General features: G+C 66.2%; 12 protein-coding genes and 1 pseudogene. 6 read left to right on the top strand and 7 right to left on the bottom strand.

The window, feature by feature from the left end:
- Window positions 1–20: 20 nt before the first annotated feature.
- A complete protein-coding gene (locus ABIC16_RS04770; RefSeq protein ID WP_277968017.1) occupies window positions 21–758 on the bottom strand; it encodes a GntR family transcriptional regulator in 738 nt (245 codons plus the stop codon).
- Between the two features lie 255 nt (window positions 759–1,013).
- On the opposite strand from ABIC16_RS04770, the gene ABIC16_RS04765 reads away from it, so the two are divergent.
- Genes ABIC16_RS04765 through ABIC16_RS04740 form a run of 6 tightly spaced genes read left to right on the top strand, consistent with a single transcriptional unit; the run spans window position 1,014 to window position 14,208 of the window.
- Window positions 1,014–3,374, top strand: a complete 2,361-nt coding sequence (locus ABIC16_RS04765; RefSeq protein WP_354290223.1) for a beta-N-acetylhexosaminidase — start codon at window positions 1,014–1,016, stop codon at window positions 3,372–3,374.
- Complete coding sequence (locus tag ABIC16_RS04760) at window positions 3,374–5,977, top strand: beta-mannosidase (RefSeq protein WP_354290222.1); 2,604 nt, start codon at window positions 3,374–3,376, stop codon at window positions 5,975–5,977. Before ABIC16_RS04765 ends, ABIC16_RS04760 begins: the two co-directional genes overlap by 1 nt.
- A complete protein-coding gene (locus tag ABIC16_RS04755; protein ID WP_354290221.1) occupies window positions 5,974–8,523 on the top strand; it encodes a glycoside hydrolase family 3 C-terminal domain-containing protein in 2,550 nt (849 codons plus the stop codon). Before ABIC16_RS04760 ends, ABIC16_RS04755 begins: the two co-directional genes overlap by 4 nt.
- Window positions 8,520–9,950 (top strand): glycoside hydrolase family 125 protein, encoded by a 1,431-nt coding sequence (locus ABIC16_RS04750; RefSeq protein ID WP_354290220.1) that lies wholly within the window; start codon window positions 8,520–8,522, stop codon window positions 9,948–9,950. The genes ABIC16_RS04755 and ABIC16_RS04750 overlap by 4 nt, the downstream gene beginning before the upstream one ends.
- Window positions 9,947–12,265: a GH92 family glycosyl hydrolase gene (locus ABIC16_RS04745; RefSeq protein ID WP_354290219.1), complete on the top strand. Its 2,319-nt coding sequence runs from the start codon at window positions 9,947–9,949 to the stop codon at window positions 12,263–12,265. The genes ABIC16_RS04750 and ABIC16_RS04745 overlap by 4 nt, the downstream gene beginning before the upstream one ends.
- Before the next feature lie 14 nt (window positions 12,266–12,279).
- Window positions 12,280–14,208 (top strand): alpha-L-fucosidase, encoded by a 1,929-nt coding sequence (locus ABIC16_RS04740; RefSeq protein WP_354290218.1) that lies wholly within the window; start codon window positions 12,280–12,282, stop codon window positions 14,206–14,208.
- Between the two features lie 237 nt (window positions 14,209–14,445).
- On the opposite strand, the gene ABIC16_RS04735 is transcribed toward ABIC16_RS04740, so the two are convergent.
- The 6 genes and pseudogenes from ABIC16_RS04735 to ABIC16_RS04715 all read right to left on the bottom strand — a co-directional run bounded on the left by ABIC16_RS04735 (window position 14,446) and on the right by ABIC16_RS04715 (window position 23,224).
- Complete coding sequence (locus ABIC16_RS04735) at window positions 14,446–16,488, bottom strand: L-dopachrome tautomerase-related protein (protein ID WP_354290217.1); 2,043 nt, start codon at window positions 16,486–16,488, stop codon at window positions 14,446–14,448.
- A gap of 109 nt (window positions 16,489–16,597) precedes the next feature.
- Window positions 16,598–18,502: an acetate--CoA ligase gene (gene acs / locus ABIC16_RS04730; protein ID WP_354290216.1), complete on the bottom strand. Its 1,905-nt coding sequence runs from the start codon at window positions 18,500–18,502 to the stop codon at window positions 16,598–16,600.
- A gap of 24 nt (window positions 18,503–18,526) precedes the next feature.
- Window positions 18,527–18,970 (bottom strand): hypothetical protein, encoded by a 444-nt coding sequence (locus ABIC16_RS04725; RefSeq protein ID WP_354290215.1) that lies wholly within the window; start codon window positions 18,968–18,970, stop codon window positions 18,527–18,529.
- Between the two features lie 34 nt (window positions 18,971–19,004).
- Window positions 19,005–19,232: pseudogene (locus tag ABIC16_RS21175) on the bottom strand (hypothetical protein); the annotation flags it as partial.
- Window positions 19,201–19,800 (bottom strand): CC0125/CC1285 family lipoprotein, encoded by a 600-nt coding sequence (locus tag ABIC16_RS04720; protein WP_354290214.1) that lies wholly within the window; start codon window positions 19,798–19,800, stop codon window positions 19,201–19,203. The pseudogene ABIC16_RS21175 and the gene ABIC16_RS04720, both read right to left, overlap by 32 nt.
- A gap of 100 nt (window positions 19,801–19,900) precedes the next feature.
- Entirely contained in the window at window positions 19,901–23,224 is a 3,324-nt protein-coding gene (locus ABIC16_RS04715) for a TonB-dependent receptor (RefSeq protein ID WP_354290213.1), read from the bottom strand.
- Window positions 23,225–23,515: the final 291 nt, after the last annotated feature.

Below are 23,515 nucleotides of genomic sequence, written 5' to 3'. Positions count from 1 at the left end.
AAGGACAGGCGCTTGGGCGATCAGAGATCCGACAGTTCCGCCACGAAATCATAGGCATCGCCGCGGTAATAGGAGCGCGTAAACTCCGCCGCCCGCCCATCTTTCAGGAATCCGCGCCGCTCGATCAGCAACCCGGGATGCCCCGCATCGACCCCAAGCATCCGTGCATGTTCCGCCCCGAACGGGATCGCGCGCAACCGCTGAAGTGCCCGAACTGGTCTGCTTCCGGCCTTATCGAGCGCAGTATAAAGCGATTCTTCCACCGCGCTGACCGCGGGCAGGCAATATCCAGCGATGGTCGAGAATTCGAGCGCCATCGGTTGATCGTCGGCCATCCGAATGCGGTGAAAGCGGTACACCGGTGTTCCAGGCGACAGACCCAGCGACATCGCTTCCTCGGGGTCGACCGTCCCGGTCGTGCGGCTGATCCAGCTGCTCGACGCGGTCTTGCCACGCGCCGCCATGTCCTCGGAAAAAGACGACAATTTGGAGAAGCTCTTCTCGACGCGCCCAGTCACGAACGTCCCTGCGCCACGTCGCCGCGTCAGCAACCCTTCCTCGACCAACCCGCCGATCGCCTTGCGCACCGTGATACGCGACACGTCATAATCGGTCGCCAGATCGCGCTCGGCGGGGATCGCATCGCCCTGCGCGAGTACGTCCTGATTGATCGCATCGCGGATCAATTGCTGCAGCTGAAGGTACAAAGGCGCTGGGTTTCCCTCGCGAAATGCCCCGATTTGATGTGTAAAAGCCAAAACCCACCCCTTGTCGCGCCCGCGCCGACATCCCGGTTCACGCGGTCATCGTGTGTTCAGACTAGTCAATGTGTCTAAGGTGATCAATCGGGATAGTCTTTTCGCAGGATTGGTATCGCCGCCTTACGATGGTGGCACGAAGCAATCGGGGCAACGACGACGTTCGGGCGGGTTGCAAGTGGACTTATATTGGTTAGACCCCGCTGCAGTCGCGTGCCGCCGGTGTGGGATGCGCGCGACGCTGGAGGAACGACCGTGGCAAGATCTGCGCATACGCTTCGCTGGGCGATCGGCACGGTCGGGATGATGTCCGCGGTTCTCGGCATTTCTTCGGCTTCGGCGCAATCCGCTGGTGTTGCCAAGCCTTTGCCGTTGCTGCCGCTCCCCGCCACGATCACCACCACGCCGGGCGTGGTCCGAGTCGTCACCGGCACCACCATTGCGGTGCCGCCCGGCGATGCAGAAGCCGCCTCGGCTGCGCAATTGCTGATCGCCCGCGTGACGACGACGCGCGGAATCACGTTGCAGGTCGCGAATGCCGACGCCACGATCCGCTTCGTCCGCGACCGGACCATCACCGGACCAGAAGCGTATCGGCTCGACGTGACCGGCGGTGGAATCCGGATCGCCGCCGCGTCCCGCAGCGGGTTCGTGTACGGCGCGATGACGCTCGCCCAACTGCTTAGCCCCGACCAGGCGTTCGGCAAGCCGGTGACGGTCGCGGGCGTATCGATCTCGGACGCCCCGCGTTTCGCCTGGCGCGGCCTGATGGTCGACGTCGCGCGCCATTTCCAGCCACTCCCCGCGCTGTACCAGATCGTCGACCAGATGGCGGCGGTGAAGCTCAACACGCTCCATCTGCACCTGACCGACGACCAGGGCTGGCGGTTCGAAGTCAAACGCTACCCGAAGCTGACCGAAATCGGCGCGTATCGGACACCCCCATCGACCGGCGGAGCCGCCCCCACAACGCGCGTCGGCGGTTTCTATACGCAGACCCAATTGCGCGCGCTAATGCGCTATGCCGCCGAGCGCGGGATCACGATCGTTCCCGAAATCGATCTTCCGGGCCACGCGCAGGCTTTGGTCGCAGCCTATCCGGAGCTTGGCGTATTGGGGGATCGCCCCGCCGTGTCGCACGACTGGGGGATAAATCCGTATCTGCTCAACCCCGGCCCTAAGGGTGTTGCGTTCGTCGAGGCGGTTCTCGACGAATTAATCTCGGTGTTCCCGGGCAGTTACGTCCATCTGGGCGGCGACGAAGCGATCAAGGACCAGTGGCAACGCTCACCCCAAGTGCAAGCGCAAATGGCATCGCTGAACATCAAGACCGAAAACGGGTTGCAAAGCTGGCTGATCGACACGTTCGGCCGGTATCTTGCGAGCAAGGGTCGGCGGCTGATTGGCTGGGACGAGATCCTCGAGGGTGGGTTGCCCCCGTCTGCATCCGTGATGTCGTGGCGTGGTGAAAAGGGCGCGGTCGATGCGGCGAACGCTGGACATGATGTCGTCCTGTCGCCCGACCCGATGCTGTACCTCGACAATCTTCAAAGCGATCACGCCGACGAACCGCCGGGACGGCTGAAGGTACAGACGCTTGCGGCAATCTATGCCTATGATCCGATGCCAGAGGGGATCGATCCCGCGCGCGCTAAACATGTGCTTGGCGCGCAAGCGAATGCATGGAGCGAGTACCTCGTAACCCCTTATCAGGTGCAGCACGCGCTATTCCCCCGCGCGGCGGCACTGGCGGAAACGACGTGGTCCAGCGCACCGCGCGATTTTTCCAGTTTCTCGAAGCGGCTAGCGCCCCAAGTCGCGCGCTGGCGGCGGGGCGGGATCGAGGTGGCGGACAGCGCTTTTGCGGTCGGCTACACGCTACAGGGTTCGCGCGGCGACGCACTCCGCACGGGCAAGGTGACGGTCACGCTCGCGACGCAGGTGCCGGTCGGCACGATCCGCTACACGCTCGACGGCAGCGCACCGACCGCGCGGTCCGCCGCTTATGCCACCCCGCTAATCGTCGCGCCCGGCGTGACGATCAAGGCCGCCGCGTTCGATGCCGAGGGAATCGCCACCGCAAAGGTCCGGGACTTCGCCACGAGCCGCACGGCCTTGCTGTCGCGCATGCCGTCCGATCTCGTCGCCTGTCCGGGACGGTCGTTCGGGTTGCGGATGCCGATGACCGCGGATGCCGAGACCAACGGTCCCACCGTCCACATCGGCGTGTTCGACACGTGCAGCGTATATCCCGCCGCGCCGCTCGATGTCGCGGGCGGCTTCACCGTCGACGTCGCGCGGATCGCCCGCAATTTCGGGCTGGCGCACGATACTGCGGACGTGCGCCAGCATTTCCGCGTTACGCCTTATGGCGAACTGCTCGTCTCGCTCGGATGCCGTGACACCAGCGGTCGCGTGCCCGCCATGGACGCGCCGCCGACCAAAGTGATCGCGAGCTTTCCGCTGCCCGATCCCGCGACCGCGCCGACGCGCATGACCTTTTCCGCTACGCTTCCACGAATGACGGGTGACCACGACCTATGTTTCCAATTCACGTCGCCAGCCGAGGGGCCCAATTACGCACCGCTGGCCGTCCAGCTGACCGAGCGCCGCTGATGCGCCAGGCTTTGAGCAGCGCCTTCGTCCTGACGTTGTTCGCCTCGGTCGCCGCGCCGCTTGCAGCCGCGCCGCGGTCCGCGATTCAGCTCGACGACGGCTGGCAGGCGCGGATCGCGCCGTCGGATGGTGCCGCGATCGCCGCGCATCGTTCCGAGGCGCGCTGGTTCCCCGCGCGCGTACCCGGCAGCATCCAGCAGGACCTGATCGCGCGCCACCGCGTGCCCGATCCGTTCCTCGCCACCAACGAAGCCGCGATCCAGTGGGTCGGGCGGACCGACTGGCAATATCGCCGGACGCTCGCGGTGACGCCCGCGATGCTCGCGCGCGATCATCTCGATCTGGTGTTCGACGGGCTCGACACCTTCGCGACCGTGACGATCAACGGGCGTGCGGTGCTGACCGCCGACAACGCGCATCGCCGCTGGCGGATCGCCGCGAAACCGTTCCTAAAGCCGGGCGCGAACGAAATCCTCGTCACCTTCGCCGCGCCGATCAAGACGTTGCAGCCGATGGTGATGGCGCAAAAGGCGTCGCTTCCAGGCGAATATGATTCCGCGTTTGGCGACGAGCCCAAGGGCCGCCAGACCTCGCCCTACATCCGCAAGCCCAAGTACAATTACAGCTGGGACTGGGGCCCGCGCATCCTCAACGTCGGGCCGTGGCGCCCGGTGCGGCTCGAGGCGTGGGACAGCGCGCGGATCGATACGCTGCGCGTCGAGCAGGATGCGCTGTCGGATGCCGAAGCACGGCTGCTCGCGAAAACCACGATCCAGGCCGATCGCCCCGGCCCCGCGCAGATCCGCGTCACGCTGACCGGCCCCGGCGGCACCAACCAGACCGTTACCCAGCAAGTCACACTCGCCGCCGGACCGAACGCCGTCTCGCTGCCGATCACGGTCGCGCGCCCGCAACGCTGGCAACCCGTTGGGTACGGCGCGCAGGCCCTGTACCGCGTGTCCGCCGCGCTCGAGCAGGACGGCACCGCGACCGACACCGCGGACCGCCGCATCGGGCTGCGCACGGTCGAGCTGATCCGCGACAATGGCGCGATGGGGTTCCGCGTCAACGGCATCCCGATCTTCGCCAAGGGCGCGAACGTGATCCCGTTCGACAGCTCCCCGACCCGCGTCACACCTGCATCGATGCGCCCGCTGCTCACCGCGGCACGCGACGCCAACATGAACATGCTGCGCGTCTGGGGCGGCGGCTATTATCTCGACGACGCCTTTTACGACATGGCGGACGAGATGGGCCTGATGGTGTGGCAGGACTTCATGTTCGGCGGATCGGTCACCCCGCCCGATGCCGCCTTCCGCAAGAACGTCCAGATCGAGGCGGAGGAACAGGTCGAGCGGATCGGCACGCACCCGTCCGTCGTCCTCTGGTCGGGCGGCAACGAGATCCTGTCGGGCTGGGAAAACTGGAGCGATCGCAAGGCGTTCAAGAAAGTCGTCGGCGCGGACGAGCAGGAGCGGATCGGCGTCGGCATGGCGGTGCTGTTCGACCGGGTGTTGCGCGATGCGGTGCTGACGCGCTCGCCGGGCACGCCCTATTGGCCGGGCTCGCCCTCGAACGACTATGACGGTCCGACCGATACCGACAAGACAGGCGACCGCCATTTCTGGGACGTCTGGTCCGGCTCCAAGCCAGTCGAACGCTACCTCGACGCCTGCCCGCGCTTCATGTCGGAATATGGCTTCCAGGCGATGCCCGACATGGCGACGGTGCGCGGCTTCGCGGGCAACGGCCCGCTCCAGCCGACCAGCCCGGTGCTCAAGGCGCACCAGAAGTTCCTCGCCGGCGAAGGCAATGACCGCCTGTTGCTCTACATGCGCGACCGGCTCGGCGAGCCCAAGGACATCGCCGACTTCGTCTATCTCAGCCAGGTCAACCAGGCCGAGGCGATTGCGCTCGCAGCACTTCACCACCGCTCGTGCCGCCCGGTGACGATGGGGTCGCTCTACTGGCAGCTCAACGACGTCTGGCCGTCGATCTCCTGGTCGAGCATCGACTATAGTGGCCGCTGGAAACTGCTCCATTATGCCGCGCGCCGTTTCTTCGCGCCGCAGGTGATCGTCGCCGAGCATAAGGACATGGCGACCCGGATCGCATTGGTCTCGGATGCGACCACCCCGATCGCCGCACGCTGGCGAGTCCGCGCGTTCGACATGACGGGCAAACCGCTCGCCGAGCAAGGCGCTGAGACCACGCTCCCCGCACTGTCCGCAACCGACGTCGCCAAGCTCGACGATGCGGCGCTGTTTGCAGGCGCCGACCCCACGACGAGCTATGCGGTCGCCGAACTGATGATCGGCGATGCGGTCGTCAGCCGCACGATCATCGAACGCGGCGTCCCCAAGACGATGCGCTACCCCGACCCCGGCCTGACCGCGACCTGGTCGGGCGACACGGTAACGGTGCGCGCAACCGCGTTCGCGCGCGCGGTGATGCTCGATTTCGGCAGCATCGGCGCGCATCCGTCCGACGACGGGTTCGACCTGTTGCCCGGCGAGAGCCGCACGATCACCGTCACGTCCAAGGCCACGCCGAAGGCGCTTGCCGCCGCCCTCACCCTCCGTTCGCTGGGATCCCGCCGATGATCTGGTTGTTGCTCGCTGCCGAGGCCGCGCAAGTGTCGCCCAACCTCGCCACCATGACACCCGAGCAGAAAGCGTCGCAGCTCCAGAGCAGTGCGCCCGCCGATCCCGCCGCCGGGCTGCCCGCCTATGACTGGTGGAGCGAGGGCCTCCACGGGATCGCGCGCAACGGTTATGCGACGGTCTTCCCGCAGGCGATCGGCATGGCCGCGACGTGGGATGCGCCGCTGCTCAAGCGGATCGGCGACGTCGTCGCGACCGAGGCACGCGCCAAGTTCAATGCGCAACCCGTCAATGCGGATCGCAAGATCTACGAAGGGCTGACGATCTGGTCGCCCAACATCAACATCTTCCGCGATCCGCGCTGGGGCCGCGGGCAGGAAACCTATGGCGAGGATCCGTATCTGACCGGGCGGCTCGGCGTCGCCTTCGTCACCGGCTTGCAGGGCCCCGACCCCGCGCACCCCAAGGTGATCGCGACGCCCAAGCATTTCGCGGTCCACAGCGGCCCCGAGGCGGGCCGCGACAGTTTCGACGTCGATCCGTCGCCGCAGGATCTGGAAGCGACCTATCTGCCCGCGTTCCGCCTCGCGGTGACGGAGGGCAAGGCGCAGTCGCTGATGTGCGCGTACAACTCGATCCTCGGCGTCCCCGCCTGCGCCAACGCGCCGTTGATGATCGATCGGCTGCGACGTGACTGGGGCTTCAAGGGCTTCACCGTGTCGGATTGCGATGCGGTCGCCAACGTCCACATGTACCATCATTACCGGCTCGATGCCGCGGGTGCCGCCGCGGCCTCGCTCAAGGGCGGGACCGACCTCAACTGCGGCAACACCTATGCCGCGCTGCCCGAGGCCCTGAAGCGCGGGCTGGTCACGCAGCAGGAAATCGACACCTCGCTGCAACGCGCGCTCGATGCGCGCCGCGCGCTCGGCATCGCGTATGGCGCGACCAGCCCGTGGTCGAAGATTTCGCCCAAGGAGATCGGCACGCCCGACCATCACGCGGTCGCGCTGGAAGCCGCGCGCAAGGCGATCGTCCTGCTCAAGAACGACGCCAACCGCTTGCCGCTCAAGGCTGGTACGCGGATCGCGCTGATCGGTGCGGACGCCGATGACGTCGGCGTGCTTCAGGGCAATTACCACGGCACCGCAATCACCCCGGTCACCCCGCTGGAAGGGATTCGCCGCGAATTCGGCGCAGCCAACGTCCGCTATGCGCAAGGCTCGCTGCTGGCCGACGGTTCTGCCGTCCCGATTCCCGAGACCGCACTCCGCTCGAACGGCGCGCCCGGCTTGCAGGCCGAGTATTTCGCCACCCCCGGCGCGACCGGGACGCCCGTCGCGACGCGGCGCGAGCGTCACATCGACCATGACACCAACCGCGCAGCCCCCGCCCCCGGCCTGGGCGCGCAGTGGAGCGCACGCTGGACCGGCGAGCTCGTACCCCCAGGGCCGGGCACGTATCGCCTGATCGTCGATGCCCCCGCCTGCTGGAAATATTGCAAGTCGCACGATGCCGCGCGGCTGTGGATCGACGGCAAGCCGCTGTCGCAAGGCGAGATCAAGAAGGGCCGGATCGACGTTCCGTTCACCAGCGATGGTCGCCCAGTCGCGTTCAAACTAGAGTTCGACCATGTCAGCGACGACGAAGGCGTTCGCCTGCTATGGCTCCCCCCCGCCGAGCCGCTGATCGCCGAGGCGGTCGCGGCAGCGAACGCATCCGACGTCGTGGTCGTCTCGGTCGGCCTGTCGCCCGATCTTGAAGGCGAGGCGCTGTCGGTCAGCGTCCCCGGTTTCGTCGGCGGTGATCGCACCGACATCGCGCTGCCGTTCGCACAACAGCGCCTGATCGCGGCGCTCAAGGCGACGGGCAAGCCGATCGTGCTGGTGCTCACCAGCGGCAGCGCGGTCGCGCTCGACCCCGCCAACGCCGACGCGATCCTCGCCGCCTGGTATCCGGGGGAATCGGGCGGCACCGCAATCGCCGACACGCTCGCCGGGCGCAACAATCCGTCGGGTCGCTTGCCGGTCACCTTCTATGCCAACACGACCGATCTGCCCGCCTTCGTCGATTACGGGATGAAGGAGCGGACCTATCGCTACTTTACCGGCACCCCGACCTGGGGCTTCGGCCACGGCCTGAGCTACACAAGCTACGGCTATACCGCACCGGTTGCGCGCGTCAGCGTCGCCGCCGGGCAAAGCGCCACGGTGCAGGTTCGCGTCGCCAATACCGGCGGCCGCGACGGCGAGGAGGTCGTCCAGGCGTATCTCGTCCCGACCACCGCCGCCGCAGCGGGCGGGACCACCCCGGTCCTCCAGCGCCAGCTCGTCGGCTTCACCCGCCTCGCAGTGCCGCGCGGCAAGGCCCGCACCGCCAGCTTCACGTTCGATCCGCGCAGCCTCAGCCTCGTCGCGCGCGACGGCACGCGCACGGTCGAGCCGGGTGCGTATCGCATCTTCGTCGGCGGCGGTCAGCCCGGCACCGCGCCGGGCGCATGGATCGACCTGACGATCACCGGCACCCGGCAGGAGCTTCCAAAATGATCGTGACACGCCGCGAAGCCATCCTGGGTGGCGTGGCTGGGGCCACGCTCACCGCAACGCCCGCGCTCGGTGCGACCTCGCTGCCGAGCAAGCGGCCTGCGGTCGGCGCCCGCCGCTTCACCAGCCGCGCGGTCGAGCGCGAGATCGCGCGGGTTTCGGCGAAGATCGGCGATCCCAAGCTGCGCTGGATGTTCGCCAACTGCTATCCGAACACGCTCGACACCACCGTCAGACTGAGCACGGTCGACGGCGGCCCCGATGCGTTCGTCATCACCGGCGACATCCCGTGCCTGTGGCTGCGCGATTCCTCGGCGCAGATGACCCCCTATCTCCATCTCGCGCGCGAGGATGCGCCGCTGCGCCGAGTCTTCCACGGGCTGATCGCGCGACAGGCGCGCTCGATCCTGATCGACCCCTATGCCAATGCGTTCATGGAAGATCCGACCGCCAAGACCGACCTGAGCTGGTCGCTGTCCGACAAGACCGACATGAAACCCGGCGTCGCCGAGCGCAAATGGGAGATCGATTCGCTCTGCTACCCGATGCGGCTCGCGCACGGCTATTGGCAGGCGACCCGCGATCGCGCGCCGTTCGACGCGCGCTGGGCCAAAGCCGCGCGGCTGAGCATCGCGACCTTCCGCGTGCAACAGCGCAAAGACGGTCGCGGCCCCTATAGTTTCCTGCGCAAATCGGATCGCAACATCGAGACGATGCCGCTCGACGGCTATGGCAACCCGTCGCGCCCGGTCGGGCTGATCCATTGCGGATTCCGCCCGTCGGACGATGCGTGCCTCTATCCCTTCCTGATTCCGTCCAACCTGTTCGCGGTCACCGCCTTGCGTGAACTCGCGGTCGTCGCACAGGGCGCACGCGGGGACGCTGCCCTCGCGCAGGACGCCACCGCGCTTGCCGACGAAGTCGCGCGGGCGCTGGTCGAACATGGCCGGATGCGGCTGCGCGATGGCAGCGAGGTGTGGGCCTATGAAGTCGACGGCTTCGGCAATGCGATTTTCATGGACGACGCGAACGTCCCCTCGCTGTCCGGCCTCGGCTATCTCGGCTGCGTGCCCGCCAACGACCCGCTGTGGCAGCGCACCCAGGCCGCCGCGTGGAGCCCCGCCAACCCCTATTTCTTCCGCGGCAAAGCGGGCGAAGGGATCGGCGGGCCGCATGTCGGTCTGCGCCAGATCTGGCCGATGTCGCTGATCGTCCGCAGCCTGTCGAGCAACGACCCCGCAACGATCCGTGCCTGCCTCAAGACCCTGCGCGATACCGACGCGGGCACCGGCTTCATGCACGAAACCTTCGACCAGGATGATCCCGCGCAATTCACCCGCTCGTGGTTCGCCTGGGCCAACGGCCTGTTCGGCGAGCTGATCGTCCGTGTCGCCAACACCCGCCCCGCTTTGCTGGAAGGCACCTTGTGAGCATCGACCGTCGTACTCTGATCGGCAGTTCCGCCATCGCGCTTCTCGCCAGCGCAATGCCACTCCGCGCCGCCTCGCGCCCTGCCGCCAGCGCGCCCAACCTGTTCGTCGGCACCGGCGGCGACGGGCATACCTATCCCGGCCCGACCCTGCCGTTCGGCATGGTCCAGCTCGGCCCCGATACCGACGTCACGCGCTGGGATACGTGCTCGGGCTATCATCACGGCGACGGCTCGATCATGGGGTTCAGCCACACCCATTTGTCGGGCACCGGGATCGGCGACATGCTCGACGTGCTGGTCGTGCCGACGACGGGTCCGGTGCAGTTGCTCCCCGGGCCGATCGACAATCCCGACGCGGGCTACCGGCAGCGCTATTCGAACGAAGTCGCCGAGCCCGGATCGTACCGCGTCCAGCTTGAATCGGGCGTGCGCGCCGAACTCACCACGACCGAGCGGACCGGCTGGCATCGCTACACCTTCCCGCGCGGTGCGGGGCATGTGCTGATCGACCTGTCGCATCTCGTCCACGACACCTCCGACAAGGCCCCGTTGATCGACGATGCGACGCTCGCGATCGACGCCGACGGGGCGATCACTGGCGGACGCCGCGTGTTCCGCTGGGCGAAAGGCCGCCGCATTCACTTCGCGCTGCAATGCTCGCGCCGCCCCGACCGGGTGACCTTCTACGGCGACGATGATGTCGAGCAGCCCGCCGGCACCCGGCAAGTCGCGGGCAAGCGGCTCAAGCTCGCGCTCCACTTCGACGATGCGGGCTCGGCACCGCTGCTGCTGCGCTGTGGCATTTCGGGCGTCGACGTCGCGGGCGCGCGCGCCAACCTTGCGGCGGAAGCGTCGCATTGGGACTTCGACCGCACCTTGCGCGCCGCGCGCAAAAGCTGGGCGGACGCACTCAGCGCGGTTCAGGTCGAGGGCGGCACCACCGACCAGCGCACGATCCTCGCCTCGGCGCTGTATCACGCGCAACTCGCGCCCACGCTGTTCTCGGATGTCGACGGGCGTTACGTCGGGCTAGACGGCAAGACGCACACGGTCCCGCGCGGCGGGGCCGCCTACAGCAGCTGGTCGCTGTGGGACACGTATCGCGCGCTCCATCCGCTGCTGACGCTGATCGCGCCGGTGCGCACCAAGAGCCTGATCGACGACCTGATCCGCCAGACGCAGCAATCCCCTTATGGCCCGCTGGTGTGGCCGTTGCAGGGCAAGGAAACCGGCACGATGATCGGCTGGCACGGCGTCGTTCCGCTCGCCGAAGCCCGCGCGAAAGGCATTCCCGCCGACTACGCCGCCGCCTGGCCCGCGATCGCCAAGCGCAGCTTCGATTTCGCCGCCCCCGACAAGGACAACAGCCTCGGGCGCGACCTGTACGACCGGCTCGGCTACGTCCCCGCGGACAAGGTCTTCGAAAGCGTCAGCCGTACGCAGGAATATGCCTATGACGATTGGGCGTCGGCACAGATCGCCCGCGCCGCCGGTGCGACGACGGACGCCGATCGCCTGCTCAAGCGCTCCGGCAACTGGCGCAATGTGATCGACCGCGAGACGGGCTTCGCGCGCCCGCGCTTCGCCGACGGCACATGGTGGACGCCGTACGATCCGATCCAGCTCGGCCACATGCCGCGCCCCGGCTGGCGCGACTATACCGAGGCGAACGGCTGGCAGGCGACCTTCCTCAACCAGCACGACATCTACGGCCGGATCGCGCATGTCGGCGGAGACGCGGCGTTCGCCGCCAAGCTCGACGCGATGTTCTCCGCGCCCTCGACGCTCCCCGCCAACGCCCCGCCCGACATCTCGGGGATGCTCGGCCAATATGCGCACGGCAACGAACCTGATCAGCACGCCGCATACCTCTATGCCTATGCCGGCCAGCCGTGGAAGACGCAGGCGATGGTCCGGCGGTTGTGCACCGAGATGTACCGCAACGCGCCCGACGGGATCATCGGCAACGACGATTGCGGGCAAATGAGCGCGTGGTTCGTCTTCTCGGCGCTCGGCTTCTACCCGGTCGATCCGGTCGAGACGGTCTATGTGTTCGGCTCGCCCCTATTCGAACGCGCGGTCGTGCGCGTCGGTGACCGCCGCACGTTGACGATCGAGGCCCCAGGTAACCGCGCCAATACGCCCTATGTCACTGCGGTCACCTGGAACGGCAAACCCTGGACCAAGAGCTGGATCGACCACGCCACGCTCAGCGCCGGTGGCACGCTCCGCTTCACCATGTCGGCCAAACCCAACCCCGGCTTCGGCGCGGCACGCGGCGATCGTCCCCCATCCTTCGGCCATTCGGCATGACCCTGGAGATTCCTATGACCAGCTTCTCGCGCCGCGCGGTGATCGCCTCCGGCCTCGCCGCCACCGCTGTTCCCGCGCTGACTGCCCCCGCGCTCGGCAAGTCCCCTGTCGGCGCGCCCAAGCCGTGGGGCGCGACGCCGTCGCCACGCCAGCTCGCGTGGCACAAGCGCCAGCAATATGCCTTCATCCATTTCTCGATCAACACCTTCACCGACAAGGAATGGGGCTACGGCGACGAAGACCCGAAGCTGTTCAACCCGACCGACTTCTCCCCCGACCAGATCGTCGCGGCGGCCAAGGCGGGCGGGATGACCGGGATCATCCTGACCGCCAAGCATCACGACGGTTTCTGCCTGTGGCCGACGCTGCTGACCGAACGCTGCATCCGCAACACGCCCTACAAGAACGGCAAGGGCGATATCGTCGGCGAGATGGCGGCGGCAACGCGCCGCGCCGGGCTCGACTTCGGGCTCTATCTGTCGCCGTGGGACCGGCATCACCCCGAATACGGCCGCCCCGCCTATGTCGACTATTTCCGCAAGCAGATCGTCGAGCTTTGCACGCGCTACGGCACGCTGTTCGAATTCTGGTTCGACGGCGCGAACGGCGGTGACGGCTATTACGGCGGCGCACGCGAGACGCGGAAGATCGATGCCCCCGCTTATTACGACTGGAAGACGACCGTCGCGCTCGTCCACCAGCATCAGCCGATGGCGTGCACCTTCGATCCGCTCGGCGCGGACATCCGCTGGGTCGGGAATGAGGACGGCGTCGCGGGCGACCCGTGCTGGCCGACGATGCCCAACCACCCCTATGTCCAGGCCGAGGGCAATAGCGGCGTGCGCGGCGCGGAATTGTGGTGGCCCGCCGAGACCGACGTGTCGATCCGCCCTGGCTGGTTCTATCACGCGGACGAGGACGGCAAGGTCAAGATGCCCGACCGTCTGCTCAAGCTGTACGACGAATCAGTCGGGCGCGGCACCAACCTCAATCTCAACCTGCCGCCCGACCGGCGCGGGCGCATCGCCGACACCGACGCGGCGGTGCTCGCCTCGTTCGGCGCGGCACAGGCGGCGACCTATCGCACCGATCTCGCGCGAGGCGCGGTCGCGCATGCCAGCGCCGAACGCGGCGCGGCCTTCGCTGCGGCGCGCGTGCTCGACGGGCGCGACGACAGCTACTGGTCGACACCCGACGCCGACCACAATCCCACGCTGACGCTCGACCTGCCGCCGGGGCGCAGCTTCGACCTGATCCGGTTGCGCGAATATCTCCCGCTTGGCGTCCGCGTCACGCGCTTCGCGGTCGATGCCGAGGTGGATGGCTTGTGGAAGACGCTCGCCGAGCATGAAGCGATCGGCGCGCAGCGCATCATCCGCTTGCCGCAACCGATCACCCCGCGGCGGCTTCGCTTGCGCATCCTCGACGCGCCTGCCTGCCCCGCGATCAGCGAGATCGCGCTGTTCCGCCAGGTCGCGCCGGTCAAGGTCGCACCCAGCACGCGCAAGGACCCGACGATCCTGTCGACCGCAGGGTGGCGGATCGTATCGGCCTCGTCGCCCGGCGCGGAAGCGTTGCTCGACGACGATGCCGCAACGCGCTGGACCACCCCCGCACCGACGCCCGGCACGCCGTCCACCGTTACCATCGACATGGGCAAGACGGTGCGCCTCGCGGGTGTGAGCATCACCCCGTCGCGCACGCTCGCCAAAAACGTTTCGCCGCCGCGCGGCTATCGCTGCGAAACCAGCGTCGATGGCAAAAAGTGGGAGCCTGCGGGTGCGGGCGAACTCGCCAACATCGCTTATGCGCTCGCGACGCAACGGTTGCCGTTCGCCAAGGCGCGCGACGCGCGGTGGTTGCGCCTCTCGTTCGACGCGACCGCGCTTCCCGCAGCGTCGCTTGCGCTGGCGGGGATCGGCGGGTTCATCGCGGCGGGGTGAGGTGCATAGGGTGGTGGGGAGGCGAGATCGCCCCCCCACCGTTCGTTTCGAGCGAAGTCGAGAAACCCGCGCTGTGCCCGGTTTCTCGACTTCGCTCGAAACGAACGGGAGGAGTGAAAGCTTGCCCCCCACCCCGTTCGGGCTGAGCGAAGTCGAAGCCCCCCCTCCCCACAGACCGCGGTCCGTTTGGCAAGAGGTCCTTCGACTTCGCTCAGGACGAACAGGTGAGGGAAACCCTCAGCGCCGCCCACCCTTCCCCGGCATGAACGCAAACAGCTGCGTCTTAAGCGAAGCCGGCGTGCCCGGCTTGAACCAGTTGGTGTCCTGGATATGGCTCGCAGTCACATAGATCCGCCCGTCCGGCCCTTCCGAAAACGTGTCCGGCCAGCGCAACCGGCGATCGCTCAGCACCGGTTCGACATGATCCCCCACCAGCCGCGTGATCGCATTGTCGGTCGGCGAGGTCAGGTACAGCGTCCCGGCCTTGCTCATCCACAGCCCGTCCGCGACATGCGTCTGCGCGACCGTCTTCACGCCCGCCTCGCGCGCCGTCTCAGCCACACCCTCGCGCAGCAGCGCGGTGTCGGTCGAGTACAGCGTCTTGCCGGTCAGCGCCTGATAATAGAGCGTCTTGCCGTCGTTCGAAATCGCGATCCCGTCCGCCGAGAAGGCAGGCTGGCGACCATCGGGGCGGACCAGCGGCTTGCCGTCGGTGGTCACCTTGACGGTCTTGTCGATCTGCGTCGAGACATGCCCGTCGAGCGCACGGAAGCCCTTGCCGCTGTCGAGGTCGATCACGATGATCGCGCCGCGCGTCCCGCTGTCGGTGATGTAGCCGGTCTTGCCGTCGGGCGAGAAGCGGATGTCGTTGAGATACGTCCCCTGCAACGCGACGTCGCCCGGCACCAGGATCGTCTTCACGACGCGGTTGGTGGTAAGGTCGATCTTGACCAGCTTGGGCGCGCCTTCGAGGATCTTCTCATTGCCCGGCGCGCCGGGGTCGAGCACCCAGAGATTGCCGTGGCCGTCGGGCACGATCGACTGGACGCAGACGAAATAGTCGCCCACCGGCAGCTCGGTCGCGCGCGCGTTGCGCCAGCTGTTCCACTTGGCGTCGGGATAGGGCTTGAGTGACCCGTCGGCCATCACTTCGGCGACCGAAATCGGCGCATCGTCGGTCCAGCGCGGGAAGTTGACAAAGCGGCGACCGTCGGCGGTGACCGCGACGCCCGTCACCTGATGGTCGAACGTCGCGACTTCGCTCAGCGCATTGGTCGCTGGGCCACTCTGCGCGCGTGCCACGCCGAACGCGGCAGCGGCGATGATCCCGGCGGCGGCGATGCCCTCGAGGAGGGGCTTGGTCTTGGTCATATAGAAACTCCGGTCATGCGTGTCGGCGAGGCTCTGGGGGTCGCCGGTGAAAAGATGAATGAGGTGGCGCGCGACCGCCTGTGGGTGCTCGCGCTGCGGAAAATGGCCAACGCCTGAAATCCGGATATAGCCGAACGGCCCGGTAAACTTGTCCGGCACGCCCGCGCTGGCGGACGGCGGATTGACGCCATCCGCATCGCCCTGGATGTAGATCGCGGGCAGCGCGAGCGAACGCGTCGCCTTGACCTTGTCCTCGAGCCACTGGCTGCGCGGATCGGGCGCGGCCTCGTCCCAGCGCGCGCGATAGCTGTGGAGCGTCACGTCGACCCAGTCCGGATTCGCGAAGGACTGCGCGACGCGGTCGAACGTCGCCGCGTCGAACCAGCCGCGCGGTGCCCAGTTGACCCAGTGGATATGCGCGAAACCCTTGGGATCGGCGCGCACGGCTTCGGCGCCACGCGCGGTCGCCATGAACCAGTGATACCAGGTCCGCTGCGCCTGTTCGAACGGCGGGGTCGGCGCGCCGCCCATCCGCGGCATCGACGACAGCAACGCGATCCGCTCGACCCGCTCGGGCCATCCGATCGCGAGCGCCTCGGCGGTGGTCGATCCCCAGTCATGCCCCGCGACCATGAACCGCTGGATCCCGAGCCCGTCCATCAGCGCGATCGCGTCCATCGCGAGGATCGCGCTGTTGCCGGTGCGCGGCCCGTCACCAAGCCGCGTTTCGCCGAACCCGCGCAAGCTCGGCACGATCACGCGCAGGCCCGCCTCGGTCAGCGCGGGGACGACCGCGTCCCAGGTCGAGGCGTCGTCGGGCCAGCCGTGCAGCAGCAACACCGCCTGTCCGGCGGGGTCGCCATGCTCGGTATAGGCAATCGAGAGATGTTCGGTGACGAGGTGCTGCATGGGGCGGGGTGGCCTGTATCGTTGACCACCCCACAACCCGGTCAACCGCAGCGCGTTCCGCCGGGATGTTTCCAACCCGGCTCGCGAACCCGTGCCGTGCTCCCGCGCCTTACGCCTTCGCCGCCTGACTATCCGCCACCAGCGCATCGACCACGCTCGGGTCCGCCAGCGTCGAGGTATCCCCCAGTGCCCCGGTATCGCCCTCGGCGATCTTGCGGAGGATGCGGCGCATGATCTTGCCCGAGCGAGTCTTGGGCAGGCCGGGCGCGAACTGGATCGCATCGGGGGTCGCGATCGGGCCGATCTCGTGCCGGACCCAGTCGCGCAGCCCCTTGCGCAGCGTCTCGTCCGGCTCGACCCCGGCGTTGAGCGTGACATAGGCGTAGATGCCCTGCCCCTTCACGTCATGCGGGAAGCCGACCACCGCCGCTTCCGCGACATCGGCGTGGAGCACCAGCGCACTCTCGACCTCGGCGGTGCCCATGCGGTGCCCGGACACGTTGATGACGTCGTCGACCCGGCCGGTGATCCACCAATAGCCGTCGGCATCGCGCCGCGCGCCGTCGCCGGTCGTGTAGACCCCCGGATACAGGCTGAAATACGCCTCGAAGAAACGCGCCGGATCACCCCACAACCCGCGCATCTGCCCCGGCCAGGATTTCGCGATCACCAGATTGCCCTCGGCCGCGCCCTCCAGCCGCTGCCCCTCGGCGTCGAGCAACTGCGGATCGACCCCGTAGAAGGGCAAGCTCGCCGACCCCGGCTTGGGCGGCGTGCCGGGGAGCGGGGTGATCATGTGCCCGCCGGTCTCGGTCTGCCACCACGTGTCCATCACCGGGCAGCGCCCCTCGCCGACGACGTCGTGATACCAGCGCCACGCCTCGGGATTGATCGGCTCGCCGACCGACCCCAAAACCTTGAGCGACGCGCGGCTCGTGCCCGTGACGAAGGAATCGCCCTCCTTCATCAACGCGCGCAGCGCGGTCGGGGCGGTGTAGAGCGTCGTCACCTGATGCCGGTCGACCACTTCCCACATCCGCGCCGCGGTCGGCCAGGTCGGCACGCCCTCGAACATCAACGTCGTCGCGCCGTTCGCGAGCGGACCGTAGACGATATAGCTGTGCCCGGTGACCCAGCCGATATCCGCGGCGCACCAATAGACCTCGGGCGCGGCATAATCGAACACGGTCGCATGCGTCATCGCCGCCCACAGCAGATAGCCGCCAGTGGTATGCACGACCCCCTTGGGCTTGCCGGTCGATCCGCTGGTGTAGAGGATGAACAGCGGGTCCTCCGCCGCCATCGGCTCGGGCGGGCAATCGTCACCGACCGGCGCGACCGCTTCGTCATACCAGACGTCGCGCCCTTCGGTCATCGCGACCGTGGCCCCGGTCGCGCGGACGACGAGGACATGGTCGACCTTGCCCGCAATCGTGATCGCTTCGTCGACACACGCCTTGAGCGGCACCGCGCGCCCGCCGCGGCGGCCTTCGTCGGCGGTGATGACGATGTGGCTGTCGCAATCCTCGATCCGCCCGGCGAGCGCCTCGGCGGAGAAGCCTGCGAACACCACCGAATGCACCGCGCCGATCCGCGCGCAGGCGAGCATCGCGACCGCCGCCTCGGGGATCATCGGCATGTACAGCGTGATCCGATCGCCCTTCTTCGCGCCCAGTCCCTTAAGCACATTGGCGAAGCGCGACACTTCGCGGTGCAGCTCAGCATAGGTGATGGAGCGCGGTTCGGTCGCGGGGTCGTCGCCTTCCCACAGGATCGCGACCTGATCGCCACGCGCTTCGAGATGCCGGTCGATGCAATTGACCGAGACGTTGAGCACGCCATCCTCGAACCAGGTGATGCGGAAATCATCCTTGTCGAACGACCAGTCGCCCGCGCGCGTCGGCGGCGTCATCCAGTTGAGCCGCTCGGCCGCTTCCAGCCAGAAACCGTCGGGATCGGCCAAAGACCGCGCGTGCACGGCTTCGCGCTGCGCGAGCGGATGGGTGTCGGACATGGGGGAACTCTCCTTTACGATTTTTCAGCTGACCCCGTCGTGGTCGGCAACATAGCAGTGGAGCGCGTTCGTGGCGTTGATCGCGTCATAGGCATCGATGTCGTTCGCCACCACGGTCGCCAGCGTGCTTTGATACGGCTGGATCAGGCAACTACGCTTCGATGAAGGTATCCGGTTGGAGACGATCCGGACGCACCTCGCCTCCATCGCAGCCGGCGACGGGAAAATGTCGATCTTCCGCTCGAGGGTCAGGCGTATCATAATGACGTCGCGCCGCGGCTGCCGTTCAGCGACTGCCAAGCGCCGCAACGCTTTGCGCGAAGGCGTCCACAACGTCCCGGACTCGTCGCCCCGAAGTTTCCGCGCCGTGAGCGCGCCTCTCCCCATACTGCTGGTCAGCGCTTTGGAGATACGGACGGACATAGAGGTCCGGTCGTAGCTCAGATCCTCCGGCTTGATATCCGCCACATCCACCCCCTCCCGTCGCCCACACCGTAAGGTGCCGGATCGACGGCGCAACGGCACAGCTCAAACCCGTGTGAAAGGTCGCCGTCAAGGCTCTATCGGACAGCAACCGATGATCGTTCGGATCAAGTCTGCCGGACACGGTCGCACTGTCTCGGCGGTGTCGACGTTTTACCTCCGTTCGAGGGCGTGAAGACCTAGCCCGGGACGGTAGCACGCCCCCATGCAGGCCGTTACTTTTTGGGCGTGATCTCTGCGATGACATCCTTTGCCGCAAAAATCTGCGGCGGATTGGTCTGGCCGCGCAACAACGTTTCGCGATCCGCGGCCATCTGCACGAGCAGGACCGTCTGATTTACCTGCCGCGGCTGCCATCGTTCGAGCATCTGATACGGGACGTCGCCGCCACCGAACCCCCCTGTGCTCGGACCAGTCGGGACCGACGGACTGCTAACCCCCGGAGCTCCCCCCGATTGGTCGCCCGGACTGCCGGTTCCGGCCGAGACCGACCCGCCCGACAGATTGGGACCGGCGCGCGACGACAGGCTGCTCGTCCTGCTCGCTTCCACCTGGTGCGTCCGTGTCTCAAGGACGGCGAAAACCGGTTGCCCCGCCGCAACGGTCAACTCCGCCGCGCGCAGAAATGCAAAGCGCGCAACCTGTTCGGAGGGCATGCTCTCCGCCCCCGTATACGTCACGGTCATCCGTCCGTCGGCGGCGGGAGAAGCGTAATAGCCAACCCCGCCCGGGCCGGCGGCGGCCTGGTAGGACGGGGCGGCGGTGACGCATCCAGATACGCTGACGACTATTGCGAACAGGACAAACGCTTTCATCGCATGATCCCTTCTCACTTTGTCTAAAGGCCGTGAATCAGCGTATCAACATGCCGGATGGGCGCCTCACCACCCGGCATGTCGCGCTAGTTGTGTCGGTCTACATCTGGAAAATCGCCCCGACCACGATGCGGCGATCGTTAAGGAAGCTGAAGCGGTCGTACATTTGACCGCTCTGATCGATGTAGGCACGCGCCTTGCTCTTGGTATCGAGGATGTTGGCGATCGAGGTGCGCAACTGGACCCGCCCCAGCGTGTATTTCAGCGACGCGTCGAGGAACCCCGCCGCGGAGTTATAGATCGGGTTGCCCGTAACATAATCGCGATAGGTGGTCAGATATTCCGACCGCCAGTTATAGGCGAGGCGCGCTTCCAGCCGCTTGTCTTGATAGATCGCGACCGCATTGGCGATGTGCTTCGACTGGCCGAGCAGGTCGCTCACCCCCCAGCGGAACACGGTCGTCACGTCGTCGGGCACACCGTCGCCGTCGCTGTCCACGCCGTTGCCCGGAGGCGTCGTGGAAGCGTCAATATAGGTATAGTTGCCCTGCACACCGAGATATTTGAGCGGACCGGGCAGGAAATCAAAGAATTGCTGATAGCCGATTTCGATGCCCTTAACCTTGGCCTTCGCCTGATTGACCGGACCGTTGTAGATGATTTGCGTCCGCGTCCCGTCCAGCGTCACGTCGCCCAGCACTAGGTCACCGTTGGTGATGATGTTCGACAAGTCCTTGTAGAAGCCCGCGACCGACAGATACCCGCCCTTGAAATACCATTCATACGACAGATCGAAGCTGTTCGCGGTGGTGGGTTTTAGGAACGGGTTGCCGCGGCTGACCCGGACTTCGCCGACACGAATGTCCACGGCGCCACGGTCTATGCCGCGGAGCGGATCATTGACGTCGGTGATCGGCGGATACGATGTGCGGTTGGTCGTTACGACATATTCCTGCGACGCGCGCAGGTCCTGCACGTTCGGGCGACTGAGCCCCTTGCTGAAGCCGAAGCGGATCAGCATTTCGCGATTGAGGTTCCACTTCATGTTGAACGACGGCAACCACCGTTCGTCGACTAGGTCGACCTTGATCGGTTTCGCCGCCTGCGCCGCATAGGCGATGGCCCCCGGCAGGAAATCCGCCGGATCGTCGCGGCTTTCGGCGTCGTCGGTGCGAGTCCGAATACCCGTCACCGGGTCGACCGCCGGCGTCTGGACGTCCGCCACGAACGGACGGAAAGCTTGGAACCCTGCCGATGTCAGGTCCGTCCGCACATATCGCAAGCCTACGTTACCGTCGATCGACATGCCGTTGCCGAAGGTCTGCTTGAAATCGACGCGGAGATACGCGTTCTTTGTCTTCTCGGTGATGTCCGAGGTGTCTTCCGGCCGGAACACCGCGCTCCCGAAGCTCGATCCGTCCGCGACGCCGCGCGGCACCCAGCCGTAGTTCGCACCGAGTTGCGGCTCGCTTGCGATGTAATTCCGGAACTTGGTATAATCCGACAGTAGCGACTGGTTGACGAACACAAACGAACTGTTCGCGCCGCCGACGACACCGCCGCGGAAGAATTTGCTGAAATCAACCGACTGGAAACCCGCCGCCGGATCCTTGAAGGTCCCCGCTACGGCAAAGCCGCCACGGCCATCCCACGCCGGCGCGATCGACCCCCAGTTAAGCGCCATTTCCGAATTGACCTGGCTGCGTTCCGAGAAGCGCGCACCGAACTTGATGCTATCGAACCAGCTCGCGAGCCCGTCGCCACCCGACACGTCATACGCTAGATCCCCGCGCAGAGCGTAGAGATCCCCCGTACCGACCTGGAAGCGATCGGCGGCGAACTGCCAGTTCGCACCGTTCAGGTCGCCGCTGTTGGTGGGATGCGGGATATACACAGCCGGGTTGCCGTTCGCTGCATCGGCGTCTCCGGTGAAACGGGTCTGGCCCGGATTGAACCGATGCGCCGGGTCGATCACGAAATCGATCGTCGGATGGTCGAGATTCTGCTTGATGTTCCAGTTGAGGTAGGTGTTCATCCCGCCCCAGATTTCACGCTGCTTCGCACTGGCCTTGGTGTATTGGCCGTCCAGCGTCAGGCTCAGACGGTTGCTCACCTTCCACTTGAAGTTGACGGTGAAATCCTGCGTGCGCGATCGCTCCTGCTTGCCGATGCCGAGCGACCCGACCGGTGCACCGCGCGCGCCGGTCCATGAATCCGCATTATTGGTGACGAACCCCGATTCCATCAGGCCGCCCTTGACCGGGATAAGCGTTTCGCAATCCCCCGGGTTAGCCGGGAAACCGCCCGGGCCGCTGCACATCGGAAGCCCCGCCGAACCGAAATTGGGGTTCAGCTTGATGTTGCTGACGCCCATGGTGGTGCCCGTGTCGTGCTCGGGAAACCATTCCAGCGTGCGCTCGACACTGTCGATGTCGAGATCAACGCGAATGTACTTCGCGGTCAGCTGCATGCTGTCGTTCTTCCACTGACCGGCGAGATAGTAGCTCTTGCGGTCGCGGTCGACGTCGTTGGTCCGCATCTGGAAACCGGGTGTGGCGCCGATGATCTGCGAAGGATTGACCCCGGTGAACTCGCCTAGCTTGTTCGCGCCGGTCAGCGAGGTTTCAGGGATATTGCCGCTTGCGTCGAGCACACGCGGCATCGGCGCATTCTGCTGCCAACCGTTGATCCGCGAGTTGAGAATCGATTGCGAGAAGGAACCGATTAGGCCGAATTCCCCAATCCCCGTCTTCCACCGGTTCCCAATGGTCACGCTACCAGCGGGAGACCATTTTTTACGCAGATCGGAATAGGTCGTGTCGAACGCGACGGCGAAGATGCCTGCCTTGCGATCGAACGGCTCGAGCGTGCGCAGGTTGATCGTGCCGCCGATGCCGCCCTCGATCAGGTCGGCGCTCTGGTTCTTGTAGACGTCGACCCCGCCGACCAGTTCGGGCGGGATGCTCGAGAAATCGAGCGCACGACCGCCGTTGGCGCTGAACGCGTCGCGACCGTTGAATTCCGAACGCACGAACCCGAGCCCGCGGACGAGGTTGCCGCGTCCTTCAGGTGACGGAAAATCGGGGCTGGCACCCCCCGTCGGGAAGCGCGAGATGGTGACGCCCGGAATACGCCCGATCGCTTCGGCGACCGACAGATCGGGCAGCGTCGCGATGTCCGACGCGCTGATCGAATCGACGAAGGTGCTGGCGCGGCGTTTGATTTCCTTGGCGGAATTGAGCGCGCCGCGAATACCCGTCACGACGATATCGTTATCACCGGCAGGCAAGGTGTTGCGCGGAAGGGTTGCCGTCGGGCTTGCCGAGTCGATCTGCTTGTCGTCCTGCAGCGGCACTTCGGTCTGTTCCGGCGGAACGATGTCAGTGCGCGGACGCGACGACTGAGCCAAAGCTACTGCCGGCATGGAAAGGAGTGAAATTGCCGATGTCGCGAGCAAAAGGCCCTTCGCCGAACATGGCACGGCCGTACGCGTCAGAAATCGCATGGATTCATCCCCTCCAAACCGGATTTGTTCCGGCTACTCCCAGTTTCCACCCTATCAATCCGCTTTGCCGATATGTGGCCATTGTTGGCCATCACACCGCGGATTCCGAGTGAATGAAACTTTTATACTCCGACTTATTTGCGTCGCAATGGGGTCTTCAAAATAAATCCGTTTCGGCCCGAAATCCGCACATTTCCGGCGATTTGGCAG

Source organism: Sphingomonas sp. PvP055, from assembly GCF_040546365.1.
In the GTDB taxonomy this organism is placed as follows: domain Bacteria; phylum Pseudomonadota; class Alphaproteobacteria; order Sphingomonadales; family Sphingomonadaceae; genus Sphingomonas; species Sphingomonas echinoides_A.
The sequence above is the reverse complement of the archived record's forward strand: the minus strand, read 5'-3'. Positions and strand labels throughout refer to the sequence as shown.